The following is a 14932-nucleotide window of genomic DNA, read 5'->3' on the forward strand; positions in this document are numbered from 1 at the left end:
CGCGGGCTGGAATGCCTGATTGATGAAATCTTTTTGTCAGCGTGAATTTCCGGGGCGACACAAGCCGCTGGACACCGGCTGTCTGGCCGCCGCCCCGCTCCGGGTGCTGTTTTCAGCCTGCACTGTTTTCGCTATTTACCAGCTGATAAATAATATGCCACAATGTTGAACGCTTGGTAAATAACTAAAAAAGGTTCAAGGAGACATGCCTCAAGGTCGCGCACTCGCATCGGCTGCTGCACAGACGGCGCCTGCCCGTCGGCGGCTGTCCGTCGAAGAGCGCGAGAAGCAGATCCTGCAAGGGGCAATCGCTTTTTTCTCGGTACACGGCCTGGACGGCCAGATGCGGGTACTGGCCAAGGAAATCGGCATTACCCACGCCTTGCTGTACCACTACTTTCCGACCAAGCAAGCCTTGCTGGAGCGCGTCTACTACGAATTGTTCGAAGGCCGCTGGAAGCCCGAGTGGGAAAAACTGCTCGACGACCGCCGTCTCGATCCGCAGGACAAAATGGTCCGCTTCTACTCGGACTACGCCGGAACGATACTCAACCGCGATTTCGTGCGCATCTTCATTTTTTCCGGGCTGTCGGACCACTACATCACGGATCGTTTTTTTGCGCTGCTGCGCGAGCGTCTGTTCCCGCGCCTGGTGCGCGAGACCCGCCGCTACTGCGGCAGCACGTCCCGGTCGAAGCCGAGCGCAAGGGAGCTGGAACTGCTGATGGGCCTGCATGGCGGCATTTTTTATACCGCCGTGCGGCGCTGGATCTATGGCCAGCCGGTGCACGGCGCAGAAGCGACCGAGCATGATGAAATTTATATTGCCGATCGGGTCCACGCCTACCTGTGGTCGGCGGCGCAAGTGCTGAAAGAAACTGGCCGCGCGGCCAGGAAGAAACCGGCGGCAAGCGCCGGCAACCGAATCCTGAAAGGAAAATGACATGGCACTGACACTGAACCATTTCTCGATCCGCAGCATGGACCTGGAGTCTTGCCGCGCGTTCTACGTGGACGTGCTGGGACTGACCGTCGGCCCGCGCCCGCCCTTTCCGTTCCCCGGAATCTGGCTGTACCGCGGCGACCATGCGGATTACTACAATGCCGTGGTCCACATCATCGGCATCGACCCCAACGACCCGGAGGGTCTGAAGAAATACCTGGGCGACCGTGATCCCTCGCAGTTGAGCGGAACCGGCACCATCGATCACATCGCGTTTTTTGCCGAAGGGCTGTCCGCCATGCTCGAGCATCTGCGCAAGCTCGGCATTGCCGCCCGCGAGCGCACGGTGCCCAGCATCGGCCTGCACCAGGTATTCCTGGACGACCCGAATGGCGTCGTGATCGAACTGAACTATCCTGCCGCCGAAAAAACGGCCCTCGACGCCCAGCGCTCGCAGGTAGCCTGACATGGCGCGCATCCTGGTTGCCGGCGGATCGCTGGGCGGGCTGTTCGCCGCCAATATCCTGTTGCGGGAGGGGCATGATGTCCTCGTGCTGGAGAAGGCGACCGAATCGCTGGACGGCCGTGGCGCGGGCATTGTCACCCACAAGGCCCTGGAACGCGGCTTGCTGCGCGCCGGCGCCCGTGTCGACGACACGCTGGGCGTGCGCATCCAGGGCCGGGTGTCGCTGCAAACCGATGGCACACCGGACGTGACCCTGGCCTTGCCGCAGGTGCTGACGTCCTGGAGCCGCCTGTATCACCTGTTGCATGAAGTGCTGCCGCCGGCGAACTATGTGCAGGGCGCCAGCGTGAAATCCGTCACCCAGGACGAGCACAGTGTGATGGTGCAGTGCGAAGACGGCCGCAGTTTCAGCGGCGAGCTACTGGTGGCGTCGGACGGCATTCGCTCTGCCGTGCGCGCGCAGTATGCGCCGCAGGTGCAGCCGGAATATGCCGGCTATGTCGCCTGGCGCGGCGTCTGCGACGAGTCGCTGCTGTCCAAGTTCACGCTCGATTCGGTGTTCGAGCGCTTCGGCTTCGGCCTGCCGCCGGGCGAACAGTTGATTGGTTATCCGGTCGCTGGCGCCGGCAACTCCACCCAGCGCGGCAAGCGTCGCTATAACTTCGTCTGGTATCGGCCGGCCGTCGCGCCCGATGGGCTCAATGCCTTGCTGACCGATGCCGACGGCAAGCTCTATCCGCTGGGTATACCGCCCAACAAGGTGGCATGGCGCAACGTGGCGGCAATGCGGGAAGCCGGGCGCCGGCTGCTGGCGCCGCAGTTCGCTGAAATTCTGGAAAAGACCGCCCTGCCCTTCCTGCAGCCCATTTACGATGTGTACTCGGAACAGATCGCCTTCGGTCGCGTGATGTTGATGGGCGACGCCGCATTTGTTGCCCGGCCGCATTGCGGCATGGGCGTGACAAAAGCTGCGCAGGACGGCGGCGCGATTGCCGACGCCATCGCCCGTCATGGCGCAACACCGGCGGCCGGCCAGGCTTACCAGGCGGCGCGGCTGCAGCCTTGCCAGGATGTGATCCGGCTGGCGCGCGGCTTGGGCGCCTACATGCAGTCGCAGACCGGCAGCCGCAAGGGAAGCGTCGCGCGCAGCGACGAAAAAGTGGTGCGTGAAACCGCAGTCGATCCCAGCGAGGCGACGGTATGAGCCCGGAAAATCCGTAGCCAATCCGGGTGCATCGACAGGACCAGTCAATGAGGAAAAGTGGCAATGCAAGGCAGACGTAAATGACGGGGCAACAAAATCAGCAAGCAATGGCATGGAAGCAGCAGACAGCAAACAGCAATAAAGCGCAGTGCAAGCAATGAGCCAGCACCAGTACAGCAACCCAGCGCACTAAAACATCATCGACCAATCGAGGAGACAAACATGACGCAATCCACACCCAACAAGAATCGCCGCATGGTGGTAGGCGCGGGCCTTGCCGCCGCCACTTCGCCACTCTGGTTCAATATTGCACGGGCGCAGGCGGCCCCGATCCGTATCGGTTTTCCGGTACCGCTGACCGGCGCTTTTTCGGCTGAGGCACAGGACCAGGTGCGTGCCGCCGAACTCGCGGTCAAGGAATGGAATGCCGCTGGCGGCTATAACGGCCGCAAGGCGGAACTGCTGGTGCGCGACGACAAGCTGAACCCGGGCGAAGCCGCCACCCGTACGCTGGAACTGATTGAAAAAGACAAAGCCGACTTCATCGTCGGCTCGCTGTCGGCAGCGACCCAGTTGTCGATCAATGCCGTCACGCGGGCGCGCAAGGTGCTGTTCAATTCGATCAGCCAGTCCGACGCCATCAATGAAGCCAAGGACTGGAGCCTGTACACCTTCCATGAGGCGCTCAACCCGCACATGACGGCCGGCGCCGTGGCCCGCTATGCATTCCCCAAATTCGGCAAGAACGTAGTCTACCTGACTGCCGACTATGCCTATGGCCATGAAATGGTGCGCGGCTTCCAGCGTGCCGGCCAGGCATTCGGCGCCAAGACACTGGCCGATATCCGCCATCCGATCGGCACAGCGGACTACTCTGCCTTCCTGCCGCGCATCCAGGCACTGAATCCGGACATCATCGTGCTGTGCAACTTCGGACGCGACCTGGTCAACTCGGCCAAGCAGATCACCGACTTCGGCCTCAAAGCCAAGGCGAAGGTCATTACGCCAGTGCTGCTGTACACGGCACGCCAGGCCGGCGGCGCGGATGCATTTGAAGGCATTCTCGGCGGCACTTCCTACTACTGGGGCATGGAAAGCACGATCCCGAGCGCCAAGGCCTTCAACGACAAGTTCCGCAAAGCCTACGGTGGCGCCGTGCCATCCGACTATGGCGCATTGGGTTATGCCGGCATCCGCAGCGTGCTGCAGGCCGTGCAGAACGCCAAGGCAACCGACTCGCAACGGGTCAGCATTGCGCTGCGCCAGTTGCGCTATGACTGGTACAAGGGTGAGCAGTTCTACCGCAAGTGCGACCATCAGTCGGTGCAGTCGGTGATCATCGTCGAGTCCAAGTCCAAGAACATGAAGGACAAGTACGACGTGTTCAATGTCCTGTCGATCGAAAAGCCTGACGAGAAGAACCTGCGCAGCTGCGAAGAGCTCGGCCACAAAGTCACCACCTGATCCACATAGCCGGGGAGGAAACCACAATGGGTGAAATCACGCTCTCGCTGCTGGCGGCGCAACTGATGACCGGCATCGCGCTGGGCGCGGTCTATGCTTTGCTGGCGATCGGCCTGTCATTGATATTCGGCATGCTGACCGTCGTCAATTTTGCCCATGGCGCGTTTTTCATGGTGGGCGCCTTCCTCGGCGTCTATTTCCTGGGGCTGACCGGCAGTTTCTGGTTCAGCCTGGTGCTCACGCCATTGGCGGTCGGCGCAATCGGCCTGCTGACCGAGCGCTTCCTGGTGCGCCCGCTGTATGGGCGCGGCATCGACTACCCCTTGCTGCTGACCTTCGGCCTGTCGTGGGTGATGATCGAAGCGATGCGCGTGCTGTTCGGCATTGAAGGTGTGCCCACTTCGACGCCGGCGGCGCTGCGCGGCGCGGTCAACCTGGGCTTTGGCCATTTTCCGCTGTACCGCCTGTTCCTGATCGGCGCCACGGCCGTGGTGATCCTGGGCTTGTACCTGTTCATCGAAAAAACCCGCTTCGGGCTGATCGTGCGGGCCGGTTCGCGCGATCCGGAAATCGTGCGGGTGCTGGGCATCGACGTCGCGCGCGTGTGGTTGATCGTGTTCGGCATCGGCACCGCCATCGCCGGGCTGTCGGGCATCCTGGCGGCGCCGACACGGGCGGTCAATCCTGAGATGGGGATACCGATCCTGGCCGAGTCATTCGTCGTGACCGTGGTCGGCGGCATGGGTTCGCTGCCGGGCGCCGTCATCGCCGGCTTGCTGGTGGGCGTGGTGTTCAGCATGACCTCGCTGTTTGCGCCGGACTTGGCCGAGCTCTCGATCTTCGTCCTGATGGCGGTGGTGCTGCTGATCCGCCCGCAAGGATTTTTCGGCAAAGCCGGACTGATGAGTTAACCGATGCGCTCCTTCATTCACCTGATCGCCCGTCACCGTGTGGCAGCCGTGCTGCTGTTCCTGCTGGTATTCCCCTTGATCATGCCGTACGAGGCGCTGGCGATCAACATCATGATCTTCGGCCTGTTCGCGGTCGGCCTGAACCTGCTGTTCGGCTATACCGGCATGCTGTCCTTCGGCCACGCCGCGTTCTTTGGCGTGGGCAGCTACCTGACCGGCATTGCGATGGTCCACTTCCAGATGAACTGGATACTGGCCATCGGCGTGGGCGTGCTCGGTTCGCTGATCGTGGGCGCCATCGTCGGCTTCCTGGCGATCCGCACTCGCGGCATTTATTTTTCGATGGTGACGCTGGCGCTGGGACAGATCGTGTATTACGCGTTCTACAAGGCCGAGCGCTGGACCGGCGGCGAAAATGGCCTGCGCGGCATCACGCTGGAAAAAATACACCTGGGCGGGATAGAGCTCGACTTCCTGCATCCGCTGACCAAGTACTACGTGCTGTTCGTTTTTGTCGCACTGGCGCTGTGGTTCGTGTCGCGGCTATTGAATTCGCCGTTTGGCGCCGTCATTGAAGCGATCCGCGAAAACGAAAAGCGCACCGCCGCCTGCGGCTTTGACGTCGCCCGCAGCAAATTGCTGGTGTTCGTGATTTCGGCCGGCATCTGCGGGCTGGCCGGCACGCTGCGCGCCCTGCACTTGTCGATCGTGCCAATCGATTCGCTGCACTATATCCAGTCCGGCCAGGGCATCATGATGAGCCTGTTGGGCGGCATGGGCTCCTTCTTCGGCCCCTTCGTTGGCGCAGCGGTGTTCCTGTACCTGGAAGATGTGGTGACCACCATGACGCGACACTGGATGGCCGTGGTCGGCCTGATTTTCATGCTGTTCGTGCTGTTCTTCCCGAAAGGGATCTGGGGCAGCATCGTCGGCTGGGCGCTGCGCTACGCCGGGCCTGACGCGAAGCTGGAGGGTACGCCAGGCCAGCATGCCGCTACCGGACATGCAGCCGATGCAACAGGAGCGGCGAAATGAGCGCGCCTATCCTTGAAGTGGAAGGCATCACGCAGCGTTTCGGCGGCTTTTGCGCGCTAAACGATATCAACGTCAGCTTCCAGCCCGGCAAACTGACCGCCATCATCGGTCCCAATGGCGCTGGCAAGAGTACCTTCTTCAATGTCGTCAGCGGCGCGTTTGCACCGACAGCAGGACGCATCCGTTACCAGGGGCGCGACATTACCGGCCTGCCGCAACATGAATTCGCGCGCATCGGCATTGCCAAGAGCTTCCAGATCACGAACGTCTTCAAGCAATTGTCCGCGCATGAAAATGTCCGCGTAGCCGCGCAGATGCGCAGCGCCCGCTTCTCGCTGTGGCGCTCGCGCTCTTCGCTGCAGGACTTGATCGACAAGGCCGACAGCCTGCTGGAACGGGTCGGCCTGGCCTCGGTGCGCAACCGGCCCGCCGCCGACCTGGCGCACGGCCAGCAAAGGGCGCTGGAAATCGCGATGGCGCTGGCTTGCGATCCGACGCTATTGCTGATGGACGAACCTACCGCTGGCATGTCGCCGCAGGAAACCACGGTGATGATGTCGCTGATCACGTCGCTGGCGCAAGAGCGCACCGTGATCCTGGTGGAGCACAAGATGAAGCTGGTGATGGGCATCTGCGAACGCCTGATCGTGTTGCATCATGGCGAATTTCTGGCGGAGGGCACGCCGGATGAAATCCGCGCCAATAGCGAAGTCAAGCGCGTGTACCTGGGACAGAACTAAGGAAACCCATGCTCAAGGTCAATCAACTCAACGCCTGGTACGACCGCAGCCATGTGGTCCAGGACATTTCGTTTGAAGTGCGTCCCGGCGAGATCGTCACGCTGATGGGCCGCAATGGCGCCGGCAAGACCACCACCCTGCGCACGATCATGGGACTGGTTGCCAAACGCAGCGGCAGTGTCGTGTTCGACGGCCATGAATGCCTGGCGCAACCGGCGCACACGCGCTTTCATCTCGGCCTGGCTTATGTGCCGGAAGACCGCAAGATCGTGCCCGGGTTGACGGTGCGCGAGAACTTGCAGCTTGGCCTGATCGCCAAAGCCGGACGCAACCAGGTGGCGGAAATGATCGACGAAATTGCCGAGATATTTCCGCGCCTGAAAGAACGGCTCGACCAGGACGGCACATCGATGTCGGGCGGTGAACAGCAAATGCTGGCGATTGCCCGCGCCATGATGGCCAGGCCAAAGATGATCCTGCTGGATGAACCGTCGGAAGGCATCATGCCGATCCTGGTGGATGAAATGTTCGGACTTTTCCGACGCATGAAGCAGCAAGGAACGACGATCCTGCTGGTCGAGCAGAATGTCGAACGTGCGCTATCGGTATCGGATCGGGCGTATATCCTCGACCAGGGGCAGATTGTGCATTCCGGCGATGCGCACGAGCTGTTGGCGAATCAGGAAATCCAGGAGAAGTATTGCGCGGTCTAACCTCCTGAAAGGGCAGTCACCTCTGTTGCGAACCAGAACCGGGCCGGTCCAGCCGTTACCAAGGCCGCTTTCCCGATCTGGAGACTGCCTTGTTCAATCGCCCATCCCCTTCTTTCCCAAGCGCCGATTCGAGCCGCAACAGCCTGGTTTTTTCGTCGCATGGCCGCGCTAATCCGTCGCCGGAGCCACCGCATGTATTGCAGGCGCTTAACCTCGATTTGCGGCGCGCCTTCCTGCTCAAGTATCTGGCTTGCGGCGGTGACAAGGAAGTCGCGATAAAGCTGCGCGGATGGGCCCGCATCACCCGCGCGCATCGCGCTGAAGTGATCGGCTTGCTGAACGAGCCGGACCAGATGCTCGTGAGCATTCACGCGACCTACAGGGCGCTTTCGCGCTCGGTGGACTTTACGGCGCTGCCCTGGAATTCTCGACTAACGGTCGAGCATCAGTTGAAGCAGCTGGCGACCGACTATTCTTCCCTGCATCTGGACATCGGCGAGGCCTCGCGCTGGTGGCACGCCGGGGTCTCGCATTTTGATGCGCTCGGCAAGTTTTTTTCCCAAACGAACCTGCGCAACCTGGTGCTCAACTTTTCAGACATCCAGGCCGGCGACAGCGTGGTCAACGCCTGCCTGGCGCAACTGCGTCAAACAGCGGCTCGCGGCACAAGCGCAGCACCCGTCATGGCTCTGCACTGGCATCGCGCTGATATCGAAGGGCCAATTTTCGGTCTCCTGGATCAGCTAGCCGATGACCAGCACCTTGCAGACCGGTTCCGTCTGGTTTCCCTGGATGGGCTCAGGCTCGTGGTGCTGGACAATGCGCCGCTGGTATTTTCGGACGGGATGCTGCGGTATCTGGCCAGGAGCACCAAGTTGCGTTCGCTTTCCCTGCGCAAGATGCCAATTTCAGGACAACTCCCGCCCTTGCTCGCCGCCCTCGAACAGAATGATTCCGTAAACAAGCTCAACTTGGGGCGCTGCAACCTGGTCACCGCCGATGCCCGGCTGCTGGAAGCGTTCCTGTCTCGCCGAACCAGCATGCGGCTGGTGCTCGACGGCAACCTCATCGATCGCAATGATCCGATCTGGGAAAATCCGCGCGTGTCCGGTCGCCCCCCTGAAGATTGACTGCGTGTGCTGCAGCCCATTGAACGGCGTGTGGCTTGCGCCTACGCGGTGCATGACATGCAGCTGGCGCGGTATGGAGGGTTGGTGGGTCTAGCCGGAACCATCAGCGAGCAGGAATTGGCGTAGTGGCTCAGGTCCCGTCTGGACTCAAAGGCGCGGTAACCTGTATTCGATATTTTGATCGGTCTGGTGCGCCAACTTTTGCCGCACTTGCTCGAAAAAGCAGACTGCGGCGCTGGCCGCAACGTTGAGTGACTCGACCGGACCCAAGTGCGGAATCGCGATCGATGCTGTTGTCAGCCCCATCAATTCATCCGACACGCCGCGCCCCTCGTGACCGAACAACCAGGCGACTTCACCGTCTAGTTGAAGTTCATAAAGGCCAGCGCTGGCGTGCGAACTGGTGGCAAACGCGGGAATCTTTGCAGAGCGCAGGCTTGCCGCCAGGTCCACGTTCTCGTGGATCGTCAGCGCAAAGTGTGCGCCCATGCCCGCCCGCAAGACCTTGCTCGACCAGGCGAATGCCGTACCGGGTCCGCAACAGACGATGTCGATGCCCGCTGCCGCCGCACTGCGCAGGATCGACCCGACGTTGCCGGGGTCCTGCACATTGTCAAGCAACACGGCTGACCTGGTCAGCACCGGCGCCGGGCCTGGCATCGGCGTGGCGATCACGAATAGCAGCTCAATGCCGTGTTCGACCTGGCTCAGTTGCCCGAACAGTCCATCGGCCAGCACCATGCAGCTCGCCCCCGCATCGAGGCAGCGCGTGACGATGGCGTCGACTTCCGGATTGGCGCGCGCCGCCGCCCCCACCACGCACACTTCAGGCAAGCCGACCTGCTCCAGGTAAGCCTGGCACAGGTGGATGCCGTCGAGCAGGCATTGGCCGGCCTTCCTGCGCGCCTGCGTGCTCGACGCGAGTAGCCGCAAGGCCTTGTATTGCGCATTGTCGCGCGAGCTGATTGTTTTGGCGCTCATTGTCCAGGCTCCTGCTTGATGTCGGCCCGCGCGCGCATGGCGGCTTCCAGCACCGCCCTGACCGGCGCATACGACTTGCGGTGCACCGGAGACGCGCCATGCTGCGCCAGGCGCGCCAGGTGCAGCGCGGTCGGATAGCCCTTGTGCTGGTCGAAACCGTAGAGCGGGTATTCCAGATGCAACGCTTGAAGCGCAGCATCGCGCGAGGTCTTGGCCAGGATCGATGCGGCGGAAATGGCGGGAATCAGGTCGTCACCACCCACGATCGCCTCGCTCGGCACACTGAGCACAGGACAGCGGTTGCCATCGATCAGCGCCAGTGACGGTGTCACGCAGAGGCCCTCGATCGCACGGCGCATGGCCAGCATGCTGGCTTGCAGGATATTAAAACGATCGATTTCGGCTTCGGAACATTCAGCCACGCACCAGGCTATCGCGCAGGCCCGTATCTGCAGGGCCAGTTCTTCGCGGCGCTCGGCGCTGAGCTTCTTGGAGTCACGCAGCCCGTCGATGGGGCGCTCGGGATCGAGGATGACGGCAGCCGCATAGACCGGCCCCGCCAATGGCCCGCGGCCGGCCTCATCGACGCCGCAGACCAGGCGGTCGCCGCGGTCGAACAAGGATAATCCCAACGTAGCGGAGCGGCTCTTCATGGTGTTGGCACCTGGTGGTTGATCGCTTATCGCTTGCCAGCTGGCGCGACCGGATGCGCAGCCATCACGTCCAGCACCGCTTGCGCACTCAGGCTTGCCGTATTGCGCAACAAATCATGATGCATCATCGTGAAGCGGTCCTGCAGGCGGGTGCGCAGGCTTTGGTCGTCAAGCTGGCGTGACAGCGCGTTGGCAATCGCCAGCGGCGTGGCGGCATGCTGCAGCAGTTCCGGCACAACGAATTCACGCGCCAATATGTTGGGCAAGCCGACCCACGGCTGGTAGCCCATGTGACGCAATACCTGCCACGACGCCGCCATCATCTTGTAGGCGATCACCATCGGCTTCTTGAACAAGGCCACTTCCAGCGTTGCCGTGCCGGAAGCAACCAGCACGGCGTCGGCGGCGGCAATTGCGCGATGGGACTGGCCATCGAGGATGGTGAGCGGCACATCCGACAGTCCCGCCTGTTGCAGCAACTGGCGGAAATAGCTGGCCTGTACTGCGCCCGCCATCGGTGCGATCACTTGCAACTTCTGGTCGCGCTGCAACAGCAAGGCTGCTGCCTGCACGAAAGTCACGGCGTTGTAGCGCAGCTCGGACATGCGGCTGCCGGGCAGGATCGCCAGCACGCTGGCATCGGCAGCCAGTCCCAGTTGCGCACGGGCGGCGGCGCAGTCGGGCTCCATCGGGATGACTTCCGCCAACGGATGGCCGACATAGGTGACCGGCACGCCGGCCTTGCGGTAAATCTCTTCTTCGAATGGAAAGACCACCAGCATGTGCGACACGGCACGGGCGATTTTCTTTATCCGTCCGCCGCGCCAGGCCCAGATCGACGGGCTGATGAAGTGCACGGTCGGTATGCCGGCCGCGCGCAGTTGCGTTTCCAGCCCGAGGTTGAAATCCGGCGCGTCCACGCCAACGAATACGGCCGGCCGTTCTTGCAGCAAGCTGTCGCGCAAGCGGACCTGTATGCTTTTGATTTCGCGATAATGCGCCAGGACTTCGAACAGACCGCGCACTGCCAGCTTGTCCATGGGCACGTCGCTGTGGAAGCCCCAGCGCGCCATCTCGGGGCCGCCAATGCCATGCAGCCGGGCATCGGGCAGCAGCGGCCGCAGGCCTGACAACATCCGTCCCGCCAGCAGGTCGCCCGATGTTTCACCGGCAACCATCGCAATCGACACGGGCGGATGCGGCGTCATCCGCGTGGAAAAGGGACGCCCCGCCCGGTCAGCGGACAATGCCACGGCTTGCACTGTCCAGGAACTGGCGCAACGCAAGAATATGCGGCGCTGCCGCGAGGTTGGCGGCGGCCTCGGCATCGAGTGCCGTCTTGGCCTCTTCCAGCGTCAGGCTCGATTTGTACAGCAGACGATAAGCAGTTCGTATGCCTTGTATTTCATCCGGCGAAAAGCCGCGCCGGCGCAGGCCCTCGACATTGATGCCGCGCGGCGCGACCGGACTGCCGCCGGCAAGCACGAACGGCGGCACGTCCTGGCTCAGGCTGGCGTTCATGCCCACGAAAGCGTGCGCACCGATCTTGCAGAACTGATGCACCGCCGCGAAACCGGACAGGATAGCGTGGTCGCCCACATGCACATGGCCTGCGAGTGTGGCGTTGTTGGAGAAAATCGTGTGGCTGCCGACCTGGCAATCATGCGCCAGGTGTACATAGGCGAGTATCCAGTTGTCGTTGCCCAGCCGGGTAACACTGGCGTCCTGCACGGTGCCGGTATTGAACGAGCAGAATTCGCGGATGGTGTTGCGGTCGCCGATTTCGAGCCGGGTATCTTCGCCGGCGTATTTCTTGTCCTGCGGCGCTGCGCCCAGCGAACAGAATTGATAGATCACGTTGTCGCGGCCGATCGTGGTGTGCCCTTCTATCACCACATGCGGGCCGACGCGGGTGCCGGCGCCGATCGTGACATGGGGACCGATGATGCTGTAGGGCCCGACTTGCACAGTGGGGTCCAGGTTTGCATCGGGGTCGACAATTGCTGTCGGGTGAATGCCGCTCATTGCTGTTCCATTACTCGAATACTTCGTTGCCGCAAAGCGTCAGCGGCATGCCGCGAATATGCCCTTGCACACCAGGGATCACGCGATTAAGTGATAGCGTGATTATTACGTGATTTATTACGTGATTACGCGATCATGCCGCAGGTTGGCTGGCGTCGCGCGCGCTGCGCATCGTGCACATCAGGTCGGCTTCGACTGCGGTGTGGCCGTCGACCGTGCCGCGCGCCGTATATTTGTAGATGCCGCGCGATGCGCGCACCAGCGCCACTTCCATGCGCAACTGGTCGCCCGGCTGCACCGGCCGCTTGAAGCGGGCATTGTCGATGCCGGCAAAGTACACGACAGAATTCTCGTCCGGCTTGTGGCCCATGGACAGGAATGACAGGAGCGCGGCGGTCTGCGCCAGGGCTTCGATCATCATCACGCCCGGCATCACCGGCTTGTGCGGGAAATGGCCGTTGAAGAATTCTTCGTTGATCGTCACGTTCTTGATGGCGACGATGGTCTTGCCCGACTCCCAGTCCAGCACACGGTCAACCAGCAGCAGCGGATAGCGGTGCGGGAGGTATTCCTTGATCTGGTTGATGTCCAGGGTCTTCATTTCTTGCGCTTGCATGTCAGGTTTCTTCTTTCTTTGCTTTGATTTCCTTCACCGCCTTTTCCAGCTCCCGTACCTTGTCCCGCATCGATTCGAGATTGCGTACGATGGCTGCGCTCTTTTCCCAATCCGCGTTTTTCGCCAGCGGATAGAACCCGGTGTACTGCCCTGCCTCGTGCAGCGAACGCGACACCAGGCTACCGGACGAGACGTGCACGTTGTCGGCTATCGTCAGGTGGCCCAGCACCATGGCGGCACCGCCAAACGTACAGTGCTTGCCGATGGTCGCGCTGCCGGCCACGCCGACGCAACCGGCCATGGCAGTATGCGCGCCAATATGGCAGTTGTGGGCGATCTGAATCTGGTTGTCGAGCTTGACGCCGTCTTCGATCACGGTATCGGCCAGCGCTCCGCGGTCGATCGTGGTGTTGGACCCGACCTGTACATCGTCGCCCAGCACCACCCGGCCAGTTTGCGGAATCTTGATCCAGGCGCCGGCATCGCTGGCGAAACCGAAACCATCGCCACCGATCACCGCGCCGGAATGGACAATGCCGCGCTCACCGATCTGGCAGCGGGCATGGAAGGTGACGCGGGCAAAAAAATGCGTGCCGCGGCCAATGCGCGCATCACGGCCGATAAAGCAGCCACTGTCCAGCACGCAATCGTCGGCGACCTCGGCGCCTGCCTCGATCGTCACATGCGGCCCGATACAAGCGGTGGCGGCGACGCGGGCGGCAGGATCGACTGCGGCAGTGGGATGGATGCCGGGGACAATCGGCACGGCATTGCATGCAGCAAAATATTGCGCGGCGCGGGCGAACCAGGCGTAGGGGTTGGGCGTCAACACGCGCGCGCCGGTGTAGGCGGCGCCGACCGCTTCACTGTCGGCGGCGGTCATGACCAGCACCGACGCCCGGCAGGAACGCGCCTGCTCGCGGAACTTGCGATTGGAAAGGAAAGCGACCTGCGAGGCGTCAGCAATGTCGATTGGCGCGATGCCGGCCACCGGCAGCGCGGGGCTGCCGACCAGCTCTCCGCCCAGGCGCCCAACCAGTTCTCCGATACTTGTGCTCATCGTCGCCTGTAACGGGCCAAGCCCTTATTTGGCGTTGTTCAGCGCCTTGATCACTTTGTCAGTGATGTCGATACGCGGACTTGCGTAGACTGCTTCCTGGAACACGATATCGAACTTTTCGGCTTCGGCAATCTGCTTGATCACCCGATTGGCGCGCTCGAGCACGGCGGACAACTCTTCGTTGCGGCGCTGGTTCAGGTCTTCGCGGAATTCACGTTGCTTGCGCTGGAAATCCTTGTCCAGGTCGGACAGTTCGCGTTGGCGTCGAACACGATCGGACTCCGACAGTACCGGCGCATCCTTGTCGAGCTTGTCCGACAGGCTCTTGATGCGCGTAGCCAGGTCCTGCAATTCCTTGTCGCGCTTGGAAAACTCTTGCTCGATCTTGGCGGTGGCGATTTTGGCGGGTGTGGCATCGCGGAAAATCCGCTCTGTGCTGACGAAGCCGATCCGCCCCGCGTCCTGAGCCACTGCCTCAGTCCACAGAAAGGCAGTTGCAGCGAAAACCGCGAACAACTTCAGGATGCTATGCGATGACTTCAAGATTTTCTCCGTATCAATTTCAATTGCTGTGTTCGATGAGTTGGTTTCAGCTTGGGGTCCAGGTCAGAAACCGGTGCCTAGCTGGAACTGGAAGGCCTGGGTCCGATCGTTGGTTTTCGAGTTCAGCGGCTTGCCGAAGCTCAGCTTCAGCGGTCCGACCGGCGAAATCCAGCTGATGCCCAATCCGACAGAATAGCGCAGGTTGCTGACATTGATCTTTTCGCCTGCATCGAGGTTGAATACCTGGCCGGCGTCGAAGAACGTAAACCAGCGCAGGGTCCGGTCTGCGCCAGGCATCGGGAACTGCAATTCCGCATTGGCGATCAGGCGTGCCTGGCCACCGGTCGGGTCGACGCCGGCGACCGGGCGCCCTTGCAGCGTCGAGCCGGAGCATCCGCGCACCGAGCCGCTGCCGCCGGCATAGTAAGTCTTGAACACCGGATAGATC

At 61.8% G+C, this 14932-nt stretch carries 17 protein-coding genes; 9 read left to right on the forward strand and 8 right to left on the reverse strand.

Going from position 1 to position 14932, the window contains the following annotated elements; all coding sequences use genetic code 11:
- The first annotated feature begins 205 nt into the window (after positions 1-205).
- From Q7T64_RS06090 to Q7T64_RS06130, 9 genes are all read left to right on the forward strand, one after another.
- Positions 206-943 carry a TetR/AcrR family transcriptional regulator gene (locus Q7T64_RS06090; protein WP_304792840.1) on the forward strand — a complete coding sequence of 246 codons (738 nt, stop codon included), beginning with the start codon at positions 206-208 and terminating at the stop codon, positions 941-943.
- Between the two features lies 1 nt (position 944).
- On the forward strand, positions 945-1409 hold the full coding sequence (locus tag Q7T64_RS06095) for a VOC family protein (RefSeq protein ID WP_304792843.1): 465 nt from the start codon (positions 945-947) through the stop codon (positions 1407-1409).
- A gap of 1 nt (position 1410) precedes the next feature.
- A complete protein-coding gene (locus tag Q7T64_RS06100; RefSeq protein ID WP_304792846.1) occupies positions 1411-2613 on the forward strand; it encodes an FAD-dependent monooxygenase in 1203 nt (400 codons plus the stop codon).
- A 222-nt stretch (positions 2614-2835) separates the two neighbouring features.
- Complete coding sequence (locus Q7T64_RS06105; protein ID WP_304792849.1) at positions 2836-4077, forward strand: ABC transporter substrate-binding protein; 1242 nt, start codon at positions 2836-2838, stop codon at positions 4075-4077.
- A gap of 26 nt (positions 4078-4103) precedes the next feature.
- Entirely contained in the window at positions 4104-4988 is an 885-nt protein-coding gene (locus Q7T64_RS06110; protein WP_304792852.1) for a branched-chain amino acid ABC transporter permease, read from the forward strand.
- Between the two features lie 3 nt (positions 4989-4991).
- Entirely contained in the window at positions 4992-6023 is a 1032-nt protein-coding gene (locus Q7T64_RS06115) for a branched-chain amino acid ABC transporter permease (protein ID WP_304792857.1), read from the forward strand.
- Positions 6020-6763 carry an ABC transporter ATP-binding protein gene (locus Q7T64_RS06120; RefSeq protein WP_304792860.1) on the forward strand — a complete coding sequence of 248 codons (744 nt, stop codon included), beginning with the start codon at positions 6020-6022 and terminating at the stop codon, positions 6761-6763. The genes Q7T64_RS06115 and Q7T64_RS06120 overlap by 4 nt, the downstream gene beginning before the upstream one ends.
- 8 nt (positions 6764-6771) lie before the next feature.
- Positions 6772-7476: an ABC transporter ATP-binding protein gene (locus Q7T64_RS06125; protein WP_304792863.1), complete on the forward strand. Its 705-nt coding sequence runs from the start codon at positions 6772-6774 to the stop codon at positions 7474-7476.
- 89 nt (positions 7477-7565) lie between these two features.
- Complete coding sequence (locus tag Q7T64_RS06130; RefSeq protein ID WP_304792866.1) at positions 7566-8606, forward strand: hypothetical protein; 1041 nt, start codon at positions 7566-7568, stop codon at positions 8604-8606.
- Between the two features lie 147 nt (positions 8607-8753).
- Here Q7T64_RS06130 and Q7T64_RS06135 read toward each other — a convergent pair whose 3' ends face one another.
- From Q7T64_RS06135 to Q7T64_RS06170, 8 genes are all read right to left on the reverse strand, one after another.
- Positions 8754-9587 carry an RNA methyltransferase gene (locus tag Q7T64_RS06135; RefSeq protein ID WP_304792868.1) on the reverse strand — a complete coding sequence of 278 codons (834 nt, stop codon included), beginning with the start codon at positions 9585-9587 and terminating at the stop codon, positions 8754-8756.
- Positions 9584-10240 (reverse strand): ribonuclease HII, encoded by a 657-nt coding sequence (gene rnhB / locus Q7T64_RS06140; protein WP_304792872.1) that lies wholly within the window; start codon positions 10238-10240, stop codon positions 9584-9586. Before rnhB ends, Q7T64_RS06135 begins: the two co-directional genes overlap by 4 nt.
- Positions 10241-10266: 26 nt before the next feature.
- Positions 10267-11448 carry a lipid-A-disaccharide synthase gene (gene lpxB / locus Q7T64_RS06145; protein ID WP_304792888.1) on the reverse strand — a complete coding sequence of 394 codons (1182 nt, stop codon included), beginning with the start codon at positions 11446-11448 and terminating at the stop codon, positions 10267-10269.
- Positions 11449-11476: 28 nt separating this feature from the next.
- A complete protein-coding gene (gene lpxA, locus Q7T64_RS06150) occupies positions 11477-12265 on the reverse strand; it encodes an acyl-ACP--UDP-N-acetylglucosamine O-acyltransferase (RefSeq protein WP_304792875.1) in 789 nt (262 codons plus the stop codon).
- A 133-nt stretch (positions 12266-12398) separates the two neighbouring features.
- Positions 12399-12866, reverse strand: a complete 468-nt coding sequence (gene fabZ, locus Q7T64_RS06155; RefSeq protein ID WP_304792891.1) for a 3-hydroxyacyl-ACP dehydratase FabZ — start codon at positions 12864-12866, stop codon at positions 12399-12401.
- Between the two features lie 16 nt (positions 12867-12882).
- Positions 12883-13941: a UDP-3-O-(3-hydroxymyristoyl)glucosamine N-acyltransferase gene (gene lpxD / locus Q7T64_RS06160; RefSeq protein ID WP_304792878.1), complete on the reverse strand. Its 1059-nt coding sequence runs from the start codon at positions 13939-13941 to the stop codon at positions 12883-12885.
- A 24-nt stretch (positions 13942-13965) separates the two neighbouring features.
- Positions 13966-14427, reverse strand: coding sequence for an OmpH family outer membrane protein (locus Q7T64_RS06165; RefSeq protein WP_304792893.1), 462 nt, complete (start codon positions 14425-14427; stop codon positions 13966-13968).
- Between the two features lie 120 nt (positions 14428-14547).
- The coding region (locus Q7T64_RS06170) for a BamA/TamA family outer membrane protein (protein ID WP_304792881.1) at positions 14548-14932 on the reverse strand (385 nt) is incomplete at its 5' end.

This window comes from Lacisediminimonas sp. (genome assembly GCF_030645335.1).
Classification (GTDB): Bacteria; Pseudomonadota; Gammaproteobacteria; order Burkholderiales; family Burkholderiaceae_D; genus Lacisediminimonas.